We start from the raw sequence: 19,561 nt of genomic DNA, 5'->3' as shown, positions 1-19,561 counted from the left end.
CTCCAACAATAACAAGGGACACCCCACGTGATGCAAGAAAAGACCCTGCGGCGGCTGCTCTGGCCGCTCGCCGCTCTCGCTCTCGGCGCCTGCAGTGACGGCAGCGACACACCCGCGCCGCCGGTCGAGGTATTGCCGGCTTACGATTTTTCCGCAGTCGATGCGCGTTTCCAGCAGTTCCTCGACGACAGTACGGTGTTCGACGGCATTTCGGTGACGCTGGTGGACCAGCGGCAGGGCACTGTGCACGAGGCGGCGTTCGGCGATCATACGCTGGACACGGTTGTACTGCTGGCATCCACCAGCAAGGTGCCGGTGGTCATGCTGTTGATGGCCCTGAATGACGACCCGGACCTGAACTTTTCCGTGGAAGCGCCCATCGCCGATTACCTGCCCTGGGAGGGCGTGTACGGAGACCGCACGGTCGCCCAGCTGGTGAGCAACACCTCGGGCATTCCGGGGCTTGGCAGTCTGGGCGTCTACGGTGCCCACCTGTGCCAGTACGCCCCCGCAGGCACGCTGGAAGCCTGCGCGCGCACCATTTACAGCACCGAACTGGAAGGCACGGTGCCGGCGGGTAGTACCTTTGACTACGGTGGGTCCCAGTGGCAGCTGGCCGGCGCGGTGGCGGAGCAGGTCAGCAACAGCACCTGGCGTCAGGTGTTTGATGCCTACATTGCCGAGCCCTGTGATCTCGAGGTTTTCCAGTTTGGCAATATGTGGTCAAACCTGGCGGCCTGGACCGGCAGCCCGGACAGCCTGCAGGGGCTGGATAATCCGAACATAGAGGGCGGCGCCATCTCCAGCCTGCAGGACTATGCCAAGCTGCTGCTCATGCACCTCAACGGTGGACGCTGTGGCGACAACCGGGTGATGTCTGAAGACTCGGTGGCGTTCATGCAGGTTGATCGTGGCGGTGCCTTCGGCGTGCCCTACGGCATGGGCTGGTGGATTGTGGCGCCAGAGGCCGCCGGTGAAACCCCCACGGTGTTCTACGACCCGGGTGCCTTTGGCGCCGTGTCGTGGATTGATATTGAGCGCAAGATCGGCGGTTACGTCGCCATTGACGACTACACCCGCCGCGATTCCGGCGCTCCGGTAAACCTGGTGCTCAGCGACATCATTCCGCTGGTGGCTCAGGCAGTGGATGAGGCGCGCGCCGCTGTCGAGTAACTGATGCCTGCGCGCTCGCCGTGTGGCGCTGGACGCGCTGCGGCGAAGTGCGTACAGTCCGGCGTATCCCCGACCCAACCGCTGCTGGAATCCAACACCCGTCCATGACCCTGCTTCTCGCGTTCGCCATTCTGTCCATCGCCGTGTCCTTCGTGTGCTCCATCCTGGAGGCGGCGCTGCTGTCCATCACACCCAGTTACATCGCCCAGCAAAAGCAGCAGCACCCCAGGCGCTGGGAGCAGCTGAAAGTGCTGAAGGACCATATCGACCAGCCGCTGGCGGCCATCCTCACGCTGAATACGGTGGCGCACACGGTGGGGGCCACCGGTGTGGGTGCGCAGGTGGTGAAAATCTACGGCGACGGCTTTCTCGGGGTGGCCTCCGCCATCATGACCCTGTTGATTCTGGTGTTCTCGGAAATCATGCCCAAGACCATCGGTGCCCGCTACTGGATGTTCATGGCGCCGGTGCTGCCGTCCATCCTCAATGGCATGATTTTTATTCTCAAGCCGGCCATCTGGATGTCCGACCAGATCATGAAGCTGTTCGGTGGCAAGCCGCCGGAGCATGATATCCGCCTGGAGATCAAGGCGCTGTCGCTGCTCGGCCGCGAGCTGGACAAGATCGACGAGGACGAGCAGCGGGTCATTTCCAATGTGCTGGACCTGCACGAAGTCAACGTGCGCCAGATCATGACGCCGCGCGTGGTGTGCCAGACGCTGTCGCCAGACCAGACGGTCGCCGAGTTTATCGAGCAGATCCAGGAGCACCAGTTCTCGCGCTACCCGGTGCTGGATGAAGATGAAGCGCCACTGGGTATCCTGTTTCGCCACGATGTCATTCGCGCCGATGAAGGCCAGCGGGTGGCGAACCTGATGAAGCCTGCCACCATCGTCACCGACCGCGCGAACGTGGAATCGGTGATGACGCGCTTTATCCGCGAACGTCAGCACATGTTCCTGGTGTACGACGAGTATGGCAGCTGGCTGGGTGTGGTGACCATGGAGGATGTGATCGAGGCCCTGATCGGCCAGCCGATCATGGACGAGAGCGACGACATCCCCAACCTCCGCCGCCACGCCAAACGGCGCTGGAAAAAACGCCTGCAGAACCTCACGGCAGAGTCCGAAGCGGAACTGTTGGGTGTGGCTACGCCAGAGGGTGACGACGACGCGGTGGAGCCGACCCGCCCCGCCTAGTGCATGCCGGCCTGTTCGCGCAGCACGGCCGCGCGTTTATCGGGCCCCCGCGCAGACCAGCCCGGCGCCAGAAACAGCGTGCGCAGCCGTTCATCCCAGTTGCGTGCCTGCTGCAGGTCGCGCCAGATGGCGCGGTATTCGTGGCTCAACACCGTCCAGGGGTTATCGGAGTCGATGTTGGTGGTGAGCCCATAGACCACCGGGTCGTCATCGCGCTCTTCAGAGAAAGTGCCGAACAGCCGGTCCCAGACGATCAGCACGCCTCCGTGGTTGCGGTCCAGGTAGCGCACATTGGAGGCGTGGTGCACCCGGTGGTGCGAAGGTGTGTTGAACACGGCTTCGATCCACGGGTGCAGCTTGCCGATGGCGCGGGTGTGTATCCAGAACTGGTAGAACAGGCTCAGGCTGATGACGGTGATGATCATTGCCGGGTCGAAGCCCAGCAGGGGCAGCCACATCCAGAACAGGAACTTGTGTAGGCGCTCGCCCACGCCCTGGCGCAGTGCCGTGGCGAAATTCAGGTACTGGGAGGAGTGGTGATTCACGTGCCCGGCCCACAGCAGGCGCACTTCATGATTGGCGCGGTGGAACCAGTAATAGGTGAAATCGTCGAGAAAGAACAGCAGCAACCAGGCCCACCACTGGCGGCCCACCACATCCCGCAAGGGGCTGATTTCATGCAGGTACACGAAGGCGGTGAGGGCCAGCAGTCGGGGCAACAACTCGACAATGCCCGACGCCACCAGCATCGACAAGGAGGCCAGCGTGTCGCCCAAGCGGTAGCGGTTGAGGTGGTGGCGGTGGGCGTACCAGGCTTCCAGCAGCACGGCAGCCAGGTACAGCGGCAGGGCCAGCAGGCTCAGGTCGTCCTGTAGTGCTTGTTCAAACATGCGCACCCTCGCTGGCCTGAAGCGCGGTGGGTGGAATCCGGTCGGCGCCCCAGCTGCGGTGCACCCGTGCGGTTACCCGGTCAAGCTCTTCCTGTGCAACTTCCGCAAGCTCTCCAGGTTCCAGCGGGTCGTAGTGGAAGATGTACAGGCGCGAAAGAAACTCCTCGAAGGGCAGTGACGATTCGCCAAAGCGCTCGCCGTTGCCGGCGGTGCTCACCTTCACGCCGTCGCCCCAGTCCTGGCCGCTGTCATTGTTCGGGTTGTAGAAATACACGCGCATGGTATCGCTCGGATCGATGTTCACGCGCAGCAACGTGATGGCGTGCCAGCCAACGAAACGCGCGGCGCTGTCGGTGACGGCGATGCCGGCGGGCTGCGGATGGATCACCGGCAGGCCGCCATTATAGTAGGGATGGTAGCTGGCATAGAAGTGGCGCAGAAAGGCGTCCAGGTCCGCCAGCTGCCCACTGGCGACATCGACATTGATACGGAAACCGCGGCCCGACCACCAGCCGTGGAACTCCGGGTTCACCCAGCGGTGCGGGTCGCCCTCGCGGCCGAGGCAGCGGCGCCCCATTTCCGCGTAGATGCGGTCCAGGTGCGGGACGACCAGCAGCGACACCGGGTCCAGATCCAGCGGCAGGGCGGTGGCGAGGCCATCAGCGCTTTCCCTGGAGGAAATCGGCTGCCCCTCGAAGTGCATGATGATCTCGTCGTCACGCGCCGCCCAGACAACCATCTGCAGCAGGTAGTCAGGGTCGCTGTAGGCCCACATGGACAGCGCGCGCGCCGACTGGCAGGTGGGGTTGTTACCCTGGCCAACGCCCAGCGGCTGGCCCAGCATGCACAGTACGCCCTCCAGCAGCCGCGCGGCGGGTGCGACTTCCTCACCAAAGGCCAGCGTCAAGCGCGCCCGGGATGCCTCTGACAACTGCAGCCCCAATTGGCGCAGCAGGGCGGGTGCGGCGGCGGGCTGGTAGAGGATTCCCCGTTCCAGCATCAGCGCCAGGCCATACACGGCCTGCGCGGTGGCGGGCTGCACGCAGCTGCGCACCAGTGCGTGCACCAGGTCCCGGTAACACAGCAGGCAGTCGCGACCGGTGGCGGAGAGACCCAGCGCCTCGGCCAGCAGGTGATCGTTGTGTTCCAGCAGGAAGCGCAGCAGCACCGCGTGATAGGGCGACACCAGCCCGGTGTCGTGCATGGCGCGCGCGCAGCCGGTGGCCTCACTCTGCAGGCCGCTCGGGTCCATGCTGTCGAGGCGCTCCCGATACACCGACACACCGGGATCCTCCGCGCAGCCGCGCGTGGGGCTGAACAGCGCACTGACCAGGCGGTTGGCGCCCTGTCCGCTGCTGCCGAGGTCGATGTCCGGGTTTGCCTGGCAGCTGGCGATCTGGGTGATCATCTGCTTCACGCTGTCCACCTGAATCGGTCGCTGCTGCAGAATGCGCCAGATTTCGTCGATCAGCTGGTCGATGACATGCTCGTAGCCGATACGTTCGGTGAGGTACTGGAACAGCCTGCGCGGCACCTGGGCCAGCGCTCCCTGTGTCGTGCGCTCCGCCTCCGTGGGTGCGCCGAACAGCAGGTTCAGATTGATGGCGATCACCTGGGTCAGGTAATGGTGCGCCTGTTCTGCGGTGAGCAGGGGGTGGCGATAGTCGCCCATGGCCACACCCAGCAGGCGCAGCTCGGACAGCGCCTCGATGACGACGGTATGCGCGTTGCTGCTGCCCAGTGCCTGGGGCGTGAGCGCAGGCACCAGTATCTGCGGCGTTGCCCAGTCCGAGCCGGCAAATACGCCGGCCTCTTCGATGGAGCGGGCACGCGCCGCCACCGCCGCACAGCCCCCGGGCTGCATCATCACGCGACGCGCGGTATCCAGCACCCTCGGCAGCTTGGCGGGTTTGGCAAAGTCCCGCGCTGTCGCCAGCAGGGTGGTCGCCTCATCCAGGTTGGCCAGCAGGCCGTTCAATATGTCGTCAGTTGCTGTCACTGCCGGCGGTGCCGCCCTCTAGACGTAATAATCCAGCTCTTCCTGGTGCTTGAGCAGGTCGCGCAGCTGGTGAGCGTCCGGCCCCTTGAAGTACACCAGGCCCCAGTGGGTGCCGAAGGCGGTGCGCTTGGTGACGGTCTCCTCCAGCGGCGGCGTGAGCTCGTGCGACTCGAAGTAGGGATGATCTTCCACTTCCTGCGGAATTTCCAGCGTGCTCACCACGCGGCGCCGCGGGTACACGCCGAAGCAGCCGGCGTAGCCCCTGGCGTCCTCGATTTCCCGCGGGAAAAACGCGGCGACCTCGCTCGCGGTGGTTTTCGGGTCGAACACCAGCATGCTGGCCTGGTAGGCGTTGAAGCCATACACCCGCTCCAGCAGTTCAAACACCTTGAAGCCCGGCGGCCGGTAGGCCACTTCGCCAAAGTACATCTCACCGTCGCTGGTGACGAAGTACTCCGGGTGAATCAGGCCGAACTCAATGTCGAAGGCCTTGATCAGTTTTTCAATCTGCGCGGTGATCTGCGCACGGTAGGCCTCCAGGTCCGGCGATGCGGGCACAAACACGGAATAGCCCAGCGTGACGTATTCGGAAATGTTGAGGAAGGCGATTTTGCCGTTGTGAATCCATGCCTCTACGGCAAACTCCCAGCCATCCAGGTGCGACTCCATCAACACCGGGAATTCCTCGTCGGGGATGGAGTCCACCTCGTCGGGGGTGCGGATCACGCGGTGCCCCAGGCAGCCGGCCTTGTCGAAGGCCTTGAGGTGGATGGGATCGTTCGGGTCGCCGTCGAGCTTCAGCAGCGTCTGGTTGACGCGCTTCAGGAAGCGAATGACGTCACCCTTGTCATGGGCCTCCTCGAAAATACCCACGCGGATGCCGCCCAGCTGCGCGCGCCGTTTCATCAGCGCCTTGTCGCGCAGTAGCAGCGACTGGCCGTACAGGCGCGGATTGTCCAGCAGCACCGAGTTGATGGCGCCGGCCCATTCCACGGTCTCTTCGTACAGGGGGATGGCAACGTCCACCCCCATCGATTTCAGCGTTTCGGCGATTTCCAGCGAGCGGTCGTTGAGGCGCTCGAAGTTCCACGACACATAGGGAATGTTGTGCTGCGTGCAGTAGTCCTCGGCCCATGAGGGTGCGACGACGACGTAGCGCCGGTCAAAATTTTCTGCGGCTTCAACTGCGTTAAGGCTCCAGCCCAGCAGGGCGATGTAACCCTTTTGCGGATCTTTGTCCATGATGCGCCTCCAATGGTCGGCGAAGTGACAGGTTTGCAGCGGAGTAGCGAAGGCAAACCCGATGAAGAACCCGACAGTCTACAGGAATTGGCCGCCGCTCGCAGAGCGCGCCAACGGCAGGCTGTGGCAGGGAGGCTGCGGCAGGCTTTTGCCGGGCAGCGCTTTTGACTATGCTGTGCCGCCCACATGCGCGAGAGGCACCATGCAAGACGATCTTTCCCTGGACTCCCAGCCGAGCCTGCGCAGTCGCTTCCGGGGCTGCCTGCTGGCAGGTGCCGCGGGCGATGCCCTGGGCGCGGCGGTGGAGTTCGACAGTCGGGACTCCATACTGGCGCGCTTCGGCCCCGACGGCATCCGCCACTACGCGCCGGCCTACGGCTTGCCCTGCGCCATCACCGACGACACCCAGATGACGTTGTTCACCGCTGAGGGCCTGATTCGCGGCCTCATGCGCTACCGCCAGAGCGGGTTGATCGAATACCCGCAGGTCACCGCCTGGGCCTACCAGCGCTGGCTACTCACCCAGGGGCAGGTCAACCGCTTCCAACTGGATGCCCTGCATCCGGACAGCGGCTGGCTGTATGAAGTGGCCGCACTGCACAACCGGCGCGGCCCGGGCACTACCTGCCTGACGGCGCTCACCCACACCGAAACACCCGGGGAGCCGGCGCGCAACAACAGCAAGGGCTGTGGCGGCGTGATGCGCATGGCGCCGGTGGGCCTTTTCGCCGACTCGGCGGAGGAAGCCTTCACCCTGGGCTGTGAGCTCTCGGCGCTCACCCACGGTCACCCCAGCGGCTGGTATGCCGGCGGCGCCCTGGCCGCCATGATCAGCGTATTGCGCGATGGGGGCGATATCGACGATGCGCTGAATGTCGCGCTGGATCACCTGGCCGGGCAGCTGGATGCGGAGGAAACCACCGCAGCGCTGGAGCGCGCGGCAGACCTCGCCGCAACGGACACCCCGTATGCCGAGGCCGTCGCCCAGCTCGGTGAAGGCTGGGTGGCGGAGGAGGCGCTGGCCATTGCCGTGTACTGCGCGCTGGTGGCGACGGACCTGCACGAGGCGCTGGTGATTGCGGTGAATCACGATGGCGACTCCGATTCCACCGGCGCGATTGCAGGCAATCTGCTGGGCGCCCACTGGGGCGAGGAGGCAATTCCCGCGGCGCTGCTCGAGCCACTGGAGCTGCGCGATGTGATTACCCAGGTCGCTGACGATTTGCTGGACTGCGTTGACTGGCAGCCGGATGAGGCGGTGTTGCAGCGCTACCCCGCATTTTGAGTAGGGTGCGCTAGTCACGGGAAAAAAAGCTGAAAATCCGCAGTGAGCGAGTCTATACTGCAGGCCAAAGCTCGGTTTCGCAGGGGGCGATACCGTGAACATAATAAAACTCGCCGTGCGCAACCCCGCAGCGACTCTGGTTGCCGCCATGCTGGTGCTCGGGTTTGGTGCGCTGGCCATTTACCGTCTGCCCATCCAGCTGCTCCCTGAGCTGTCTCCTCCGCGTATTTTCATTTTCACCGGCTGGCGCGCCGCGGCGCCGGAGGAAATCGAGGAGCAGATCATTCAGGGGCAGGAACGTGTCCTCGCCAACATTCAGGGCGTGACCAGCATGGTCAGCTCCATTGCCCGCGACCAGGGCTACATTGAACTCAACTTCGAGATCGGTTGGGACATGCAGCAGGGGCTGATTGACGTGATCACCAATCTCAACCAGGCGCCGCCCCTGCCCGCCGATGCGGATGAGCCGATCGTGCGTGCCGGCGCCGGGACCACCGGCAGTAACGCCGCGGCCACACTGCAGTTGTTTCGCGCTGACGATCTCGACAGCGATGTCAGTGCCTACGAAGACCTGGTGACCACGCTCATCGAGCCGCGGCTGGCGCGTGTACCGGGGGTTGCCGAGGTCAATCTGCAGTCCCGCCGCGAGCGCGAGATCGCGGTGAATATCGATCCCCACAGGCTCGCGGGCATGGGTGTCTCAATTGATGATGTGTCGCGCGCGCTGCGCCGCGCCACCAATGTGTCCGGAGGCTTTGCCGACGTCGGCCGGCGGCAGTATACCGTCCGCATCGCAGGCAGTTTCGGTATCGACCAGCTGGGCAATCTGGTGGTGGGTTGGCGCAATGCACAGCCGGTGTACCTGCGGGATGTGGCCGCTGTGGAGGCGGGCTTCATGAAGCGCAACAGCTTTTCGCGGCGCAACGGCCACCCGTCGTATTACATTCGGCTCAATCGCAGCAACGGTGCCAATACCGTGGAATTGCTGGATTCGCTCAAAGAGGTGATAGCCGAGCTGAATGAGGGGCCACTGGCTGCCGAGGGGCTGACGCTGGAGTTGAGCTTCGACTCTTCCCTGCATATCCGGCGTGCAATCGCGCTGGTGCAGAGCAACCTGTTGCTGGGTCTGCTGCTCTCCAGTGTGGTGTTGTTTCTGTTTCTGCGGGTGATGCGAGCGACGTTGGTGATTGCGCTGAGTATTCCCCTGTCACTGATGGGGGCCTTCTTGGCGCTGCAGTTTACCGGCCACAGCCTGAACGTCATTTCACTCGCGGGGCTGGCCTTTGCCGTCGGGCTGTCCATGGATGCTTCCATTGTGGTGCAGGAGAACATCATGCGCCTCGGGCAGCAAGGCATGGGGCGGCGTGACGCGGCGGAGGCGGGTGCCGGCGAGGTGGCACCGGCACTGCTGTCCTCGACCCTCACCACGGTCGCCATTTTCGTGCCCATTATTTTCCTCGAGGGACTGGAAGGCCAGCTGTTCAAGGATCTCGCAATCACGCTCTCCGCGGCTGTGCTGATGTCACTGCTGGTGTCCCTGACCGTGCTCCCCATGGCCACGGCACACGCCGCCCTGACCGAAGTTCCCGCGGACCCCTTGCAGCGTTTCTGGCTGCGGCTCGCGGACTGGATTGACCAACACACGCTGACAGATCGGGCCCGCATGCGCTGGGTTTTGTCGATCCTGGGTTTCTCCGCGCTGGTGGTGGTACTGCTGCTACCCAAGGTCGATTTCCTGCCCAAAGCCGACGTGGACGCCGTGGAAAGCTATCTTGACCTGCCGCCGGGTACCAGCCTGGATACCATCGAAAGTGAGGTATTCGGTGAAATCGAACGGCGCCTGCAGCCTTACTACAGCGGTGAGCGGGAGCCCAGGGTGCGCGGCTACAACGTGGGCGTCGGTCCCGGCTACGGGACGGTGTTTCTGTATCCGGCCGAGCCGGAGGGCACGGATCCCCTGATCCGTATCATGCGCGAGGAGATCCTCGCCGGCTTGCCCGACGTCGGGCCGTTTGTGCGTCGCGCTTCGATGATCCAGGTTGACGACGGTGGTCGCAGCATCGCCATCGATATTCGCGGCGCAGACCTTGAAACCCTGATGCGGGTGGCCAGCGCTGGCATGGAGCAGGTCATGGGCATGTGGGAAACGGGCAGTGCCTACGCGCAGCCCGCACTGACCATGGATCAACCGGAGTTGCGCATCGTGCCCGATGACAAGCGACTCGGTCTGGCAGGCCTGGACCGGATGATGCTGGCCGACGCCGTGCGCGCACTGACCGATGGGCTCTATGCCGGTGAATATTTCGACGGCAATCGGCGCTACGATATGCTCGTGCACGGCCCGGGATGGAGTACACCGGAAGAACTGGGGAGCACGCCGATTGCGACGCCGCTGGCCGGCGTACAGGCCATCGGTGAGCTGGCGAGCATTGAATACACCGTGGGCCCGGTGCAGTTGCAGCGCGTTGATGGCCTGCGTACCGTCACCATCAACGTCCTGCCGCCGGAGCACGTGACGCTGGAGGAAGCCATAGAGCGACTGCGCGCAGAGCTGGACCCTGCACTACAGGCCATGTTGCCGCCGGGCGCGTCCATTGCCTACCGCGGCAGCGCCGACCGCCTGCAGGAGGCGGTGAGCAAGATGCTGGTGAACTTTGCCATCGCATCCCTGATTCTGTTTGCCATCATGGCGGCGGTCTTTCGCTCCGCCTGGGACAGTCTGCTGGTGCTGCTGGTCATGCCGCCAGCCGTTGCCGGGGGCGTAATGGCCCTCAAGGCCTTCAATCTGTTCACGTACCAATCTCTCGATATGCTGACCATGGTGGGGTTTATCATTCTGCTGGGTCTGGTGGTCAACAATGCCATTCTGCTCGTCGACCAGACACGCAGCCGGGAGCGTGAAGGCGCCACGCGCCGGCAGGCGATCCACGACGCGGTGCTGACCAGGGCACGGCCCGTTTTCATGAGCACCCTGACCAGCATTTTCGGCATGCTGCCACTGATGCTGATGCCGGGGGTGGGTTCCGAGATCTATCGCGGTCTGGCCGCGGTGATTGTGGGCGGCATGATCTCCAGCGGCGCGCTTACCCTGCTGCTGATGCCGAGTTTACTGGGCATGGGTGCGGCCAGGGCACCGTCACTGCCAGACGCTGCTGCCGAGGCGGCAAACGTGCCCGGGGGGCAGATGTGATGAGGCGGTTGCGGGAGTATTGTAGGTGCCGGGTGATGTGGGCGCCGGTGTGGCTGTTGATGTCGCTGTCGCAGCCGGGGCTGGCGCAAGACCCCGCGGTGGTGGAAACCGGCAGGGTGGAGCGTGTAGCCATGGGCGCACGCCTGCCTCTGAATGGCAGCGTTTTCAGCCGCAACGACGTGGCGGTGACTGCGGCGGTCGCCGGTGAACTGGACTGGGTTGCCGAGCCAGGTACCCGACTTGCAGCGGGGGAGGCCATCGCGCGGCTCGACCAGGCACCGCTGCGCTTGCGGCGGGAAGAACTGCAGGGGCTGCTGGAGCGGGAGGCGGTGAACGCTGCCTATCACGGCAAAGTGGTGGACCGTTATGCCGCGCTCAGCGAGGCACAGAACCTGTCCGTGTTCCTGCTTGATGAAGCCCTGTCGCGCCGGGACATTGCGCGCAAGGATATGGCCATCCTGGAGGCCCGCATCCGTCAGCTGGATCACGAAATCGAACGTTCCGAAGTCCGCGCCCGCTTTCCGGGTGTTCTGGTGGAGCGGGACAAACTGGGGGGAGAGTACGTAGTGCCCGGTGAGATGATCGGCCGCTTCGTTGACATGGACCGGCTCGAGGTGCGGGTGGACGTGCCCATCCGCTACCGGGCCCGGGTGGCGCAGGGCGATCGCCTCGATGTTGTCGCAGGCGACCGGGTGCACCCGGGTGTCGTGCGCACGCGCATCGCAGCCGGCGACCCGGTGTCGCAAACCTTTGAGCTGCGCATTGATCTTCCCTCGGCGAACAGCGACAGCATCATGCCCGGTCAGCTGGTCAAGGTGGAGATTCCGCTGGCGGAGAGCAGCATGACCCTGGCGGTACCGCGGGATGCGGTGGTCATTCGCAGCGAGGGCAGCTATGTCTACCGCGTCAGCGAGGGTGATATTGCCGAGCGGATCAGTGTTGTCGTGGGCGCGGGCGATGCCAGCTTGGTGGCTGTCGAGGGCGAGCTGGCGGAGGGCCAGCGCATTGTCGTGCGCGGTGCCGACCGCCTGCAGCATGGCCAGGCGGTTGTGGAGCCGCAGTGACCGCGGCACAAGGCATGATCACGGTTTTGTGCTAATTTCAGAGGGGGCGCGTGATGGTGCGCGCTCGCAGACTTTACTCAACGCAGGACGACTCGAATGACAACAATCCGTTTGCTACTCTCCACGGCGCTGCTCGCCTTCGCCACATGGGTTTCCGCCGCTGACGACGCGCTGCCCACCGTATCCGCCAGCCGCATGGTCGAGGCATCGGCCTCGGTGGTTGCGATCAATCACGAGACGCGGGAGGTCACCCTGACCACCGAGGGGGGTGAATCCGTCTCCTTCACTGCCGGTGACAACGTGCGCAACCTCGACCAGGTCGCCGTGGGTGACGTCGTCACCATGACGGTCATGGAGGAAATCAGCCTGTCCCTGGTGCACCCCGACGAGCCCATGGCAGCCATGGAGGGCGGTATGGAAGCTGCCGCCACCGCCGCTGAGGGCGAAAAGCCCGGCGTGGTGCTGGCTGACATCGAAGTCATCACCGCTACGGTGGAGGCCATCGACCTGGAGGCCGGAACCTTCTCGCTGAAGGGCCCCGAGGGCAACGTGATGGAGTTCGCGGCGCGCAACCCGGAAAACCTCAAGAAAGCCAGTGTGGGCGACCTTGTGGTGTTCGAGCTGGACCGCGCCATCAGCCTGGTGGTGGAAGCCCCGGAAACGATGTAATCATTCCGTTCGCGCCGCGCGGCAATGCCGCGCGGTATAAAGCGGATCGGAAGACGTTTACAGTAAGCCCTGTAGGGTCGGCACCGCCACCGCGAGCAACGTCACGCCCATCAGCGCCGAGAGCACCCGGAAGTTGCCGTTCATGGTGGCTTCGATAGAGGCGAGCTTGACGTCCTGCTGATTCATGCGCGTGTTGATCATCGTTGCCAGCTCTGTTTTCAGATCCACGAACTGGTGGGCGATCCCCGCGAATCCCTGATCGATCGCCGCAAACCGTTGGTCAATATCGACAAACCGCTGATCAATGGCCGCAAACCGCCGTTCAATGGCAGCAAACCGCTTCTCAAACTTCGCATCCTGGTCCGCAAACGCCGCGCGCAGGGCAACGTCCAGGTACTCCCTGGTGACGATGTTCTCCGCATAGAACCCGAATGCTTCCGCCATCAGCTCCGCCTGCACCTCCGCCTGGGACTCCGGCACGCCTGCGTCTCTCAGGCGTCGAGCATACTTAAGTGAATCGAACGCGAGTGTCGACAAAGCATAGCCTCCCGATCTGAACCTGCCAAGGCAGTTTGCATCAACCGTTTGAATCATGCCCAATCCACCGCCGAAAACGTGCATCAAATACGCCCCGGCAAACCATCAAAGCAGTCCCCCGAAACGCGTCAGATCCCTGCTTTTCATCACCGCGATGTGATCGACCGACGTAGGAATGAAATCGTGTATTGACACTGTAGTATTATCACATATACTGTACTAATCAAGTATATGAGAAGTATATCGTCATGAACGTTGAAGGCAAATACGGCGCAATCAGCAAAAGCCTGTGGCTGAAATCGGCCGTGATCTCTAAACATCTGGACAATAGTCTGGGTGCCATTCACGGCATTGGCTTAGCGGAATATATGGTATTGCTGAATCTGATGAAGGCGCCCAATCACGCACTGAGGCGCATAGACATCGCTGAATCGCTCGCGCGAACGGCATCGGGGATCACGAGAATGCTGATGCCGATGGAGAAAATCGGCCTTGTCAGCAAGGAAACCAACGCTAGAGACGCTCGGGTGAGCCTGGTGAAGATCACGCCTGCGGGCGAAGAGCTGTTCAGGAACGCCACCGTCACCCTTGATGCGAAGTCACAGTCACTCCTCAGAAATATCGACAGTGAGTCCGCCGATACGATGCTGGCTTTACTGCATTCGATATAAGGGCGCCAACATGGACATGATCAGCGGAAGTTGCCTCTGCGGACGCGTGGAGTTCAGTGTTCAGGATGCATTTGTGTATTCGGGCTATTGTCATTGTTCGCTGTGCAGAAAGGCATCCGGTGCGTCGGGAACTGCCATAGGTGGTATCCCCAAGGCACTTTTCTCAATTACCAAGGGGGAGCAGCACCTGAAGAGATTCAGTCGCAGCAAAGACACCGTGTCTTGCTTCTGCCGACTGTGTGGCTCCACGCTCTATGGTGAAAAGCCGGCTACCGGTATGGTGCATGTGAGATACGGCGCTCTGAACAGCAGCCCGACACGCTTGCCCCAGGCGCATATGCACGTCGCTTCAAAGGCCGATTGGTACGAGATCTCTGACACGTTGCCGCAGTTCAGTGAATTTCCTCCCGGGGCTGCGCCACCCGACCCTGTTTGACGCTTTGGATACAACGCGCGTTCGCCCTTCCAGTAAATGCGCTGGCACCCTCACGCTGACAAATGCGTTGGCCCCGTGAGGTTCAGGCAACGCGCACAGTCCAACAGTTGAGGAAAAAGAACCTGCGCGAAAACGCGACCTGTACGCTCATCCACCATGGCCAGCCCGCCCAAGCGCCAGTACTGTGACGGACATCAAAGTCAATCACAGCGTGCGTAGGCAAGGGTCAATATCTGCCCCATACTCGCGCAATCGGGGGGCATAACAACACGTGAAATTCATCCACACATCCGACTGGCAGATCGGCATGACGCGGGCTTTCCTCAGCCAGGAAGCCGCGGCGCGCTACAGCCAGGCGCGCATTGATGCCATTCGTGCCCTGGGCCAGCTGGCCGAGGAGCACGAGGCCGGCTTTATGGTGGTGGCGGGGGACGTGTTCGAGTCCAACCAGCTTTCCGCGCAAACCCTGAGCCGGGCGCTGGATGCGCTGAACAGCGTGCCGGTGCCGGTGTTCCTGCTGCCCGGCAACCACGACCCGCTGGACGCCTCCACCCTTTTCCGCAGCAAGGCCTTCCGCGAGCAGGCCCGCAGCCACATCATCGTTGTAGAAAACAGCGAGCCGATGCCCGTGCCGGGGTTGGCCAATGTGGAGGTGGTGGGCGCGCCCTGGTTCAGCAAGCGCCCGGGGGTGGACCTCTGCGCCCAGGCGCTGAAAGCCCTGGAGCCCGCCCCGGGCGTCACCCGCATCCTGCTCGGCCACGGCCAGGTGGATTCCCTGTCGCCGGACCACAGCCAGCCGGGCGTTATCAGCCAGGCACTGCTGGAGCAGGCCCTGGCGGAAGGCCGTGTGCAGTACGTGGCCCTGGGTGACCGCCATTCCCTCACCAAGGTCGGCAGCAGCGGCCGCCTGTGTTATTCCGGCACGCCACTGGTGACGGACTTCGATGAAGTGGCACCCAACCAGGCCCTGCTGGTGGAGCTGGACAACGAGGCCTGCCGGCTGACGTCGCTCACCACCGGTTTCTGGGAGTTCCAGGCCCTGCAGCGGGATATCGATGGCCCGGAAGACCTCGCCACGTTTGCCCAGGGGCTGGACGCCGTGCGCGGCAAGGAGTGCACCGTGCTCAAGGTGGGCTTCACCGGCAGCGTCAACCTGGCGCTGGCGGCGCAGCTGGACGCGCTGCTGGAAACCCAGTCCCCCCTGTTCGCCAGCCTCAAGCGCCGGGAACGCACCACGGACCTCGCCGTCATCCCTGACGCCCTGGACGACAATGCCATTGCGCTTAGCGGCTATGCCGACGCTACCTGGAAGGCCCTGCTGGCCCGGGCCGCCAGCGACGACACCGCCACCGACGCCCTACGCCTGATGTACCGGCTGGCGGGTGGCACAGCCAGCGGTGCGAAAGGCGCCGCCGACAAGGGCAGGAGCGACGGCGCATGAAGCTGCTCACCCTCACCCTGGAAAACTGGCGCGGCGTCAGCGCGAGCCACATTGAATTCGATGGCGGCGTCACCCTGATTGAAGGCCCCAACGAGGTCGGCAAATCCTCCCTGGTGGAAGCCCTGCGCATGCTGTTCCGGGAAAAGTCGGGCTCCAAGAAAAAGGAAGTACAGGCCGTGCAGCCCGTGGGCGAGGACGTGGGCAGCAGCGTCGCCGCCGAAGTCCGCTGCGGCGACTACCACTTCGAGTACCGCAAAACCTACAACCGCAAACACGGCACCGAACTGCGCATCCTCGCGCCGCGGGCAGAACAGCTCGCCGGCGACGACGCCCACAACCGCGCCTGGGAAATCCTCAGTGGCCACATGGACATGGCCCTGTGGGACGCCCTGCTGGTGGAGCAGGGCAAAGAGATCGGCGGCGTCAGACTGGCGGACTCCGACGGCCTGGCCCGGGCCCTGGACAACGCCGCCGGCGGCGCCGGGGTCAGCGGCGAGGAAAGCGCGCTGTTCGACGCGGTGCAGGCCGAATACGAGCGCTACTTCACCCTGAAGAGCGGCAAGCCGCGCTACACCGACGCGCAGCAGCGGGTGGAGCAACACCAGGAGCGCGTGCAGAAACTGCAGGCCACCCTGCGCGACCTGGACGACGACCTGCGCCGCTTGGAGAACGTTTCAGGAGAGATTGCCCGCCTGCAGCGCGCGGTGCCTGAACTGACAGCGGCGCAGGAGCAACACGCCCAGCGCTGGGCGGCCATCGACGGCCTGCAGTCCCGCCTGGCTGCGAAAGAGCATGATGCCAAGCCCCTGCAGGACCTGCTGCACAACGCTCGCAACCAGTGGCAGCTGCGCCAGCAGGCGGCGGCGGATATCGCCCACCGGGAACAGCAGCTGCAACAACAGCAGGGCGCACTGCAGCCGCTGGCCGAACAGGTGGCGCAACTGGAGCGCACCGTGCAGGCTGCCGAGGCCACCCAGCGGGAACTGCAAATCCAGCGCCGCGCCCTGCAACAGGCCCTGCAGCAGGCCCGACGGGATGCCGACTATCTGCAGGATGCCGCCGAACTGAAACGCGTGGAACAATTGCTGGAAAAGGTGAATGCCCAACGCGGCGAACTGCTGGCTGCACGCGAAACCCTCGCGGGCATCCACATTACCCGTGCGGGGCGCAAGGCCATACAGGCTGCCGCCGGCGCGCTGGACGTGGCCACCCGCACCCGCGACAACGCCGCCACCCGCCTTACCATCGAGGCCCAGCAGGCGCTGGACTGGCAGCTGGATGGTGAGCCCGTTGCGCTGCGCGCGGGTGAAACACTGGAGCGGCAAGTCGCGGCCGCCCTGCAGCTGGAGATTCCCGAGCTGGCGCGCATTCGCATCGCCCCCGCAGCCTCCGCCGGCGAACTGTTGGCGGAAGTGGAGGCACGGCAGCAGGAACTGGATACCCTGCTGGCGCGCTTCCAAGTGGGCAGCGTCGAGCAGGCCATCACGCTGGATGAACGGCGGGTGGATGCGGAGCAGGCTGTGAATACCCTGCGCGAGCGCATCGAGGACATGCTGCAAGGCGCGGATGAGGCATCCCTGCAGGCGGATTGCACGCGGCTGCAGCAGGCCTGTGCGGCGGCCCTGCAACAGCGCGACCCCAGCCAGCCTCTGCCCGCGAGCGCCCACGAGGCCAAGCAGCAGCTGGAAACCGCCGGTGAAGCACTGGATGCCTTCGAATCCGAGCTGGACCAGGAAAATGGTCGGCTGGAGGAACAGCGCGCCGAGCTTACCCGCGCCCAGGCCAGCCTGCATCAGGCCAGCATTGAGGTGAATGCGCTGACCAGCGTGCTGGAAGAGAAGCGCAACAGCCTGGCGCAGGCGGTTGAGGCCGAGCCGGATGCGGCGCTGGAGCAGGCTGTAACGGCGCGGGAGCAGCAGTTCGCGGCAATCACCGAGGAGTTGGAACAGCTGCGGGCAGAGCTGCAAGCCGCAGATCCAGGCATCGTAAAGCTGCAACTGGACAACGCCAGCCACGCCCTGCGCCGGGCCGAGCGCGACATCATCGACCAGCAGCAGGAACAGGCCGTACTCAAAAGCCGCCTGGACCGCGCCCAGGCCAACGGCCTGTTCGAAGAACTGGAAGCTGCCGAGCAGGCGCAGGCGGAAGCAGAGGACACCCTGGCCGCCACCGAGCGCCGCGGCGCCGCCGCCAAACTGCTGTGGGAGACACTTAACGAACACCGCGACGCCTCCCGCCAGGCCTACGTGCGCCCCCTGCGAGAGGGCATCCAGAACCTGGGCAAGATCGTCTTCGGCAGCGATTTCGACATCGCGCTCGCCGAGGACTGGACAATCCTCAGCGTCACCCGCAGCGGCCGAACCGTACCCTTCGACTCACTCAGCGTCGGCGCCAAGGAACAGCTGGGCATCCTCACCCGCCTGGCCGCCGCCCGCATCGTCGCCGACGAGGGCGGCGTACCGGTGATCATCGATGACGCCCTGGGCTTCTCCGACCCCAGCCGATTGCAGAGCATGGGTGCGGCGATTGCTGCGGCGGGGAGGGATGCGCAGGTGGTGGTGCTGACCTGTACGTCGGGGCGGTTTATGTATTTGGGGGAGGTGGGGGTTAGGAGGTTGTGAGTGCGAGCAGCGCATTTCGAGGGCCTCTTAATCCCGTTGGATTGTGGGTGGGAAGAGTGTGGTAACTATATGAATATATGGGAAAACCTACGAGGTCTGGGCGAGATGTTTGGGAGTTAGCTGGCCCGGCATTATACGGCCCGGTCTTTCTAATACGCTGTTATGGCTCTGTAGGCCTGTGATACACGATCAAAAAGGGAATTATATGCTTAGACTTTCTATTATTGTTCTTTGTTTTGGCTTGCTTACTGCGTGTGCAGTTCCTCCTCACATACAAGAAGGGATCAACATATCTGAATCATCCTCTTATTCAAAAATAATTTCAGATATATCTGCCGATCATTCAACAATTAAAGGCAGAAATAATACAATTACTTTCAACACCTTAAATGGAAATAAATTAGGTCCGCCATTTAGTGGTAGCCGGCCAACTGAGATTAATATTCTTCCAGGAAGTCATACATTTGAAGTCCAGTATTATTACTGGGGCTCTTATGCTCGGGTATGTTTAGAGCTCGAATCTAAAGCCGGAGTAAATTACATCGTTCGCCACCAATTAGGTGACTATAGCGTCGCCATGTGGCTAGAAACAATGCAGGGTGAAGTTGTTGGCAACTTATGTGGTTTTAAGTCTAAATCTGGAAAACCATCGGATTCACCTGAATCAAATGGGGCGCCATAACAAGGTGGTGTTGTCGCCTGCGGCTGGGACCTCCGTTCCGCTGGCGCTCCACTACGGCCCCAAACCACGGCGTTATGCGTCCGACAGTAGCCATCGGAATTGCGGCAGCGTCAAATATGAAGACAGGAGATAATTTGATGCCCAGAACGATACGATCAACTAACCTTGATCTGATAAGGTGGCTCAACTATGGGCATGAAAGCACAGCCAACAAATTGTCCGCGCTGACTAATGCTAATTATCTTTCAAAAATGGCCACTGGAGATATGGCCATAGATGACGAGATGGCAAGGTCCATTGAATCCACCCTAGAACTGCCGCCGGGATGGATGGACCGAGATAATCTCGGCGTGCTCAAAATGCCTGTGGAGGCATATAAGCTAAGCGAAGCTATCCGAGAACTGCCGCTTAGGGATGCTCTGAACAACCCATGACTTCAGTCGTACAAAGCTCAAAGTGGTA

15 protein-coding genes are annotated in these 19,561 nt (G+C 62.9%); 11 read left to right on the top strand and 4 right to left on the bottom strand.

Features of this window, described 5'->3' with window-relative positions:
* The first annotated feature begins 30 nt into the window (after nucleotides 1-30).
* A complete protein-coding gene (locus AACZ17_RS07675) occupies nucleotides 31-1,173 on the top strand; it encodes a serine hydrolase domain-containing protein (RefSeq protein WP_290745190.1) in 1,143 nt (380 codons plus the stop codon).
* Between the two features lie 104 nt (nucleotides 1,174-1,277).
* Nucleotides 1,278-2,372 carry a hemolysin family protein gene (locus tag AACZ17_RS07670; protein ID WP_290744923.1) on the top strand — a complete coding sequence of 365 codons (1,095 nt, stop codon included), beginning with the start codon at nucleotides 1,278-1,280 and terminating at the stop codon, nucleotides 2,370-2,372.
* Here the strand turns inward: AACZ17_RS07670 and AACZ17_RS07665 are convergent.
* From AACZ17_RS07665 to AACZ17_RS07655, 3 genes are read right to left on the bottom strand one after another with little or no spacing between them, the layout of a single operon-like run.
* Entirely contained in the window at nucleotides 2,369-3,262 is an 894-nt protein-coding gene (locus AACZ17_RS07665; RefSeq protein WP_290744920.1) for a sterol desaturase family protein, read from the bottom strand. The two genes, AACZ17_RS07670 and AACZ17_RS07665, sit on opposite strands and share 4 nt — an antisense overlap.
* Complete coding sequence (locus AACZ17_RS07660) at nucleotides 3,255-5,261, bottom strand: hypothetical protein (protein ID WP_290744917.1); 2,007 nt, start codon at nucleotides 5,259-5,261, stop codon at nucleotides 3,255-3,257. Before AACZ17_RS07660 ends, AACZ17_RS07665 begins: the two co-directional genes overlap by 8 nt.
* A gap of 18 nt (nucleotides 5,262-5,279) precedes the next feature.
* A complete protein-coding gene (locus AACZ17_RS07655; RefSeq protein ID WP_290744914.1) occupies nucleotides 5,280-6,503 on the bottom strand; it encodes a carboxylate--amine ligase in 1,224 nt (407 codons plus the stop codon).
* 202 nt (nucleotides 6,504-6,705) lie between these two features.
* Here AACZ17_RS07655 and AACZ17_RS07650 point away from each other — a divergent pair, with 202 nt between their 5' ends.
* The 4 genes from AACZ17_RS07650 (at nucleotide 6,706) to AACZ17_RS07635 (ending at nucleotide 12,711) form a co-directional block, all read left to right on the top strand.
* Nucleotides 6,706-7,788 (top strand): ADP-ribosylglycohydrolase family protein, encoded by a 1,083-nt coding sequence (locus AACZ17_RS07650; RefSeq protein ID WP_290744911.1) that lies wholly within the window; start codon nucleotides 6,706-6,708, stop codon nucleotides 7,786-7,788.
* A gap of 94 nt (nucleotides 7,789-7,882) precedes the next feature.
* Nucleotides 7,883-10,978 (top strand): efflux RND transporter permease subunit, encoded by a 3,096-nt coding sequence (locus AACZ17_RS07645; protein WP_290744907.1) that lies wholly within the window; start codon nucleotides 7,883-7,885, stop codon nucleotides 10,976-10,978.
* A gap of 59 nt (nucleotides 10,979-11,037) precedes the next feature.
* Nucleotides 11,038-12,042: an efflux RND transporter periplasmic adaptor subunit gene (locus AACZ17_RS07640; RefSeq protein WP_339638041.1), complete on the top strand. Its 1,005-nt coding sequence runs from the start codon at nucleotides 11,038-11,040 to the stop codon at nucleotides 12,040-12,042.
* Between the two features lie 96 nt (nucleotides 12,043-12,138).
* The gene (locus AACZ17_RS07635) at nucleotides 12,139-12,711 is read left to right on the top strand and encodes a hypothetical protein (protein WP_290744901.1); all 573 of its coding nucleotides are present in this window, start codon (nucleotides 12,139-12,141) and stop codon (nucleotides 12,709-12,711) included.
* A 57-nt stretch (nucleotides 12,712-12,768) separates the two neighbouring features.
* Here the strand turns inward: AACZ17_RS07635 and AACZ17_RS07630 are convergent, their stop codons facing one another.
* Nucleotides 12,769-13,191 carry a hypothetical protein gene (locus tag AACZ17_RS07630; RefSeq protein WP_290744898.1) on the bottom strand — a complete coding sequence of 141 codons (423 nt, stop codon included), beginning with the start codon at nucleotides 13,189-13,191 and terminating at the stop codon, nucleotides 12,769-12,771.
* 305 nt (nucleotides 13,192-13,496) lie between these two features.
* On the opposite strand from AACZ17_RS07630, the gene AACZ17_RS07625 reads away from it, so the two are divergent.
* From AACZ17_RS07625 to AACZ17_RS07605, 5 genes are all read left to right on the top strand, one after another.
* Nucleotides 13,497-13,919, top strand: a complete 423-nt coding sequence (locus AACZ17_RS07625) for a MarR family transcriptional regulator (protein ID WP_290744896.1) — start codon at nucleotides 13,497-13,499, stop codon at nucleotides 13,917-13,919.
* A 707-nt stretch (nucleotides 13,920-14,626) separates the two neighbouring features.
* Entirely contained in the window at nucleotides 14,627-15,796 is a 1,170-nt protein-coding gene (locus AACZ17_RS07620; protein WP_339638037.1) for an exonuclease SbcCD subunit D, read from the top strand.
* Nucleotides 15,793-18,417 carry an AAA family ATPase gene (locus AACZ17_RS07615; RefSeq protein WP_339638036.1) on the top strand — a complete coding sequence of 875 codons (2,625 nt, stop codon included), beginning with the start codon at nucleotides 15,793-15,795 and terminating at the stop codon, nucleotides 18,415-18,417. Before AACZ17_RS07620 ends, AACZ17_RS07615 begins: the two co-directional genes overlap by 4 nt.
* Before the next feature lie 205 nt (nucleotides 18,418-18,622).
* Nucleotides 18,623-19,099: a hypothetical protein gene (locus tag AACZ17_RS07610; RefSeq protein ID WP_290744890.1), complete on the top strand. Its 477-nt coding sequence runs from the start codon at nucleotides 18,623-18,625 to the stop codon at nucleotides 19,097-19,099.
* Nucleotides 19,100-19,236: 137 nt separating this feature from the next.
* The gene (locus tag AACZ17_RS07605; RefSeq protein WP_290744888.1) at nucleotides 19,237-19,533 is read left to right on the top strand and encodes a hypothetical protein; all 297 of its coding nucleotides are present in this window, start codon (nucleotides 19,237-19,239) and stop codon (nucleotides 19,531-19,533) included.
* Nucleotides 19,534-19,561: the final 28 nt, after the last annotated feature.

The organism is uncultured Haliea sp. (genome assembly GCF_963973825.1).
Classification (GTDB): Bacteria; Pseudomonadota; Gammaproteobacteria; order Pseudomonadales; family Halieaceae; genus Haliea.
The sequence above is the reverse complement of the archived record's forward strand: the minus strand, read 5'-3'. Positions and strand labels throughout refer to the sequence as shown.

Bases quoted from the DNA above. Each gene is read 5' to 3' on its own strand.
- AACZ17_RS07675 (WP_290745190.1), top strand. From the start codon at position 31: ATGCAAGAAAAGACCCTGCGGCGGCTGCTCTGGCCGCTCGCCGCTCTC.
- AACZ17_RS07670 (WP_290744923.1), top strand. From the start codon at position 1,278: ATGACCCTGCTTCTCGCGTTCGCCATTCTGTCCATCGCCGTGTCCTTC.
- AACZ17_RS07665 (WP_290744920.1), bottom strand. From the start codon at position 3,262: ATGTTTGAACAAGCACTACAGGACGACCTGAGCCTGCTGGCCCTGCCG.
- AACZ17_RS07655 (WP_290744914.1), bottom strand. From the start codon at position 6,503: ATGGACAAAGATCCGCAAAAGGGTTACATCGCCCTGCTGGGCTGGAGC.
- AACZ17_RS07650 (WP_290744911.1), top strand. From the start codon at position 6,706: ATGCAAGACGATCTTTCCCTGGACTCCCAGCCGAGCCTGCGCAGTCGC.
- AACZ17_RS07640 (WP_339638041.1), top strand. From the start codon at position 11,038: ATGTCGCTGTCGCAGCCGGGGCTGGCGCAAGACCCCGCGGTGGTGGAA.
- AACZ17_RS07635 (WP_290744901.1), top strand. From the start codon at position 12,139: ATGACAACAATCCGTTTGCTACTCTCCACGGCGCTGCTCGCCTTCGCC.
- AACZ17_RS07625 (WP_290744896.1), top strand. From the start codon at position 13,497: ATGAACGTTGAAGGCAAATACGGCGCAATCAGCAAAAGCCTGTGGCTG.
- AACZ17_RS07615 (WP_339638036.1), top strand. From the start codon at position 15,793: ATGAAGCTGCTCACCCTCACCCTGGAAAACTGGCGCGGCGTCAGCGCG.
- AACZ17_RS07610 (WP_290744890.1), top strand. From the start codon at position 18,623: ATGCTTAGACTTTCTATTATTGTTCTTTGTTTTGGCTTGCTTACTGCG.
- AACZ17_RS07605 (WP_290744888.1), top strand. From the start codon at position 19,237: ATGCCCAGAACGATACGATCAACTAACCTTGATCTGATAAGGTGGCTC.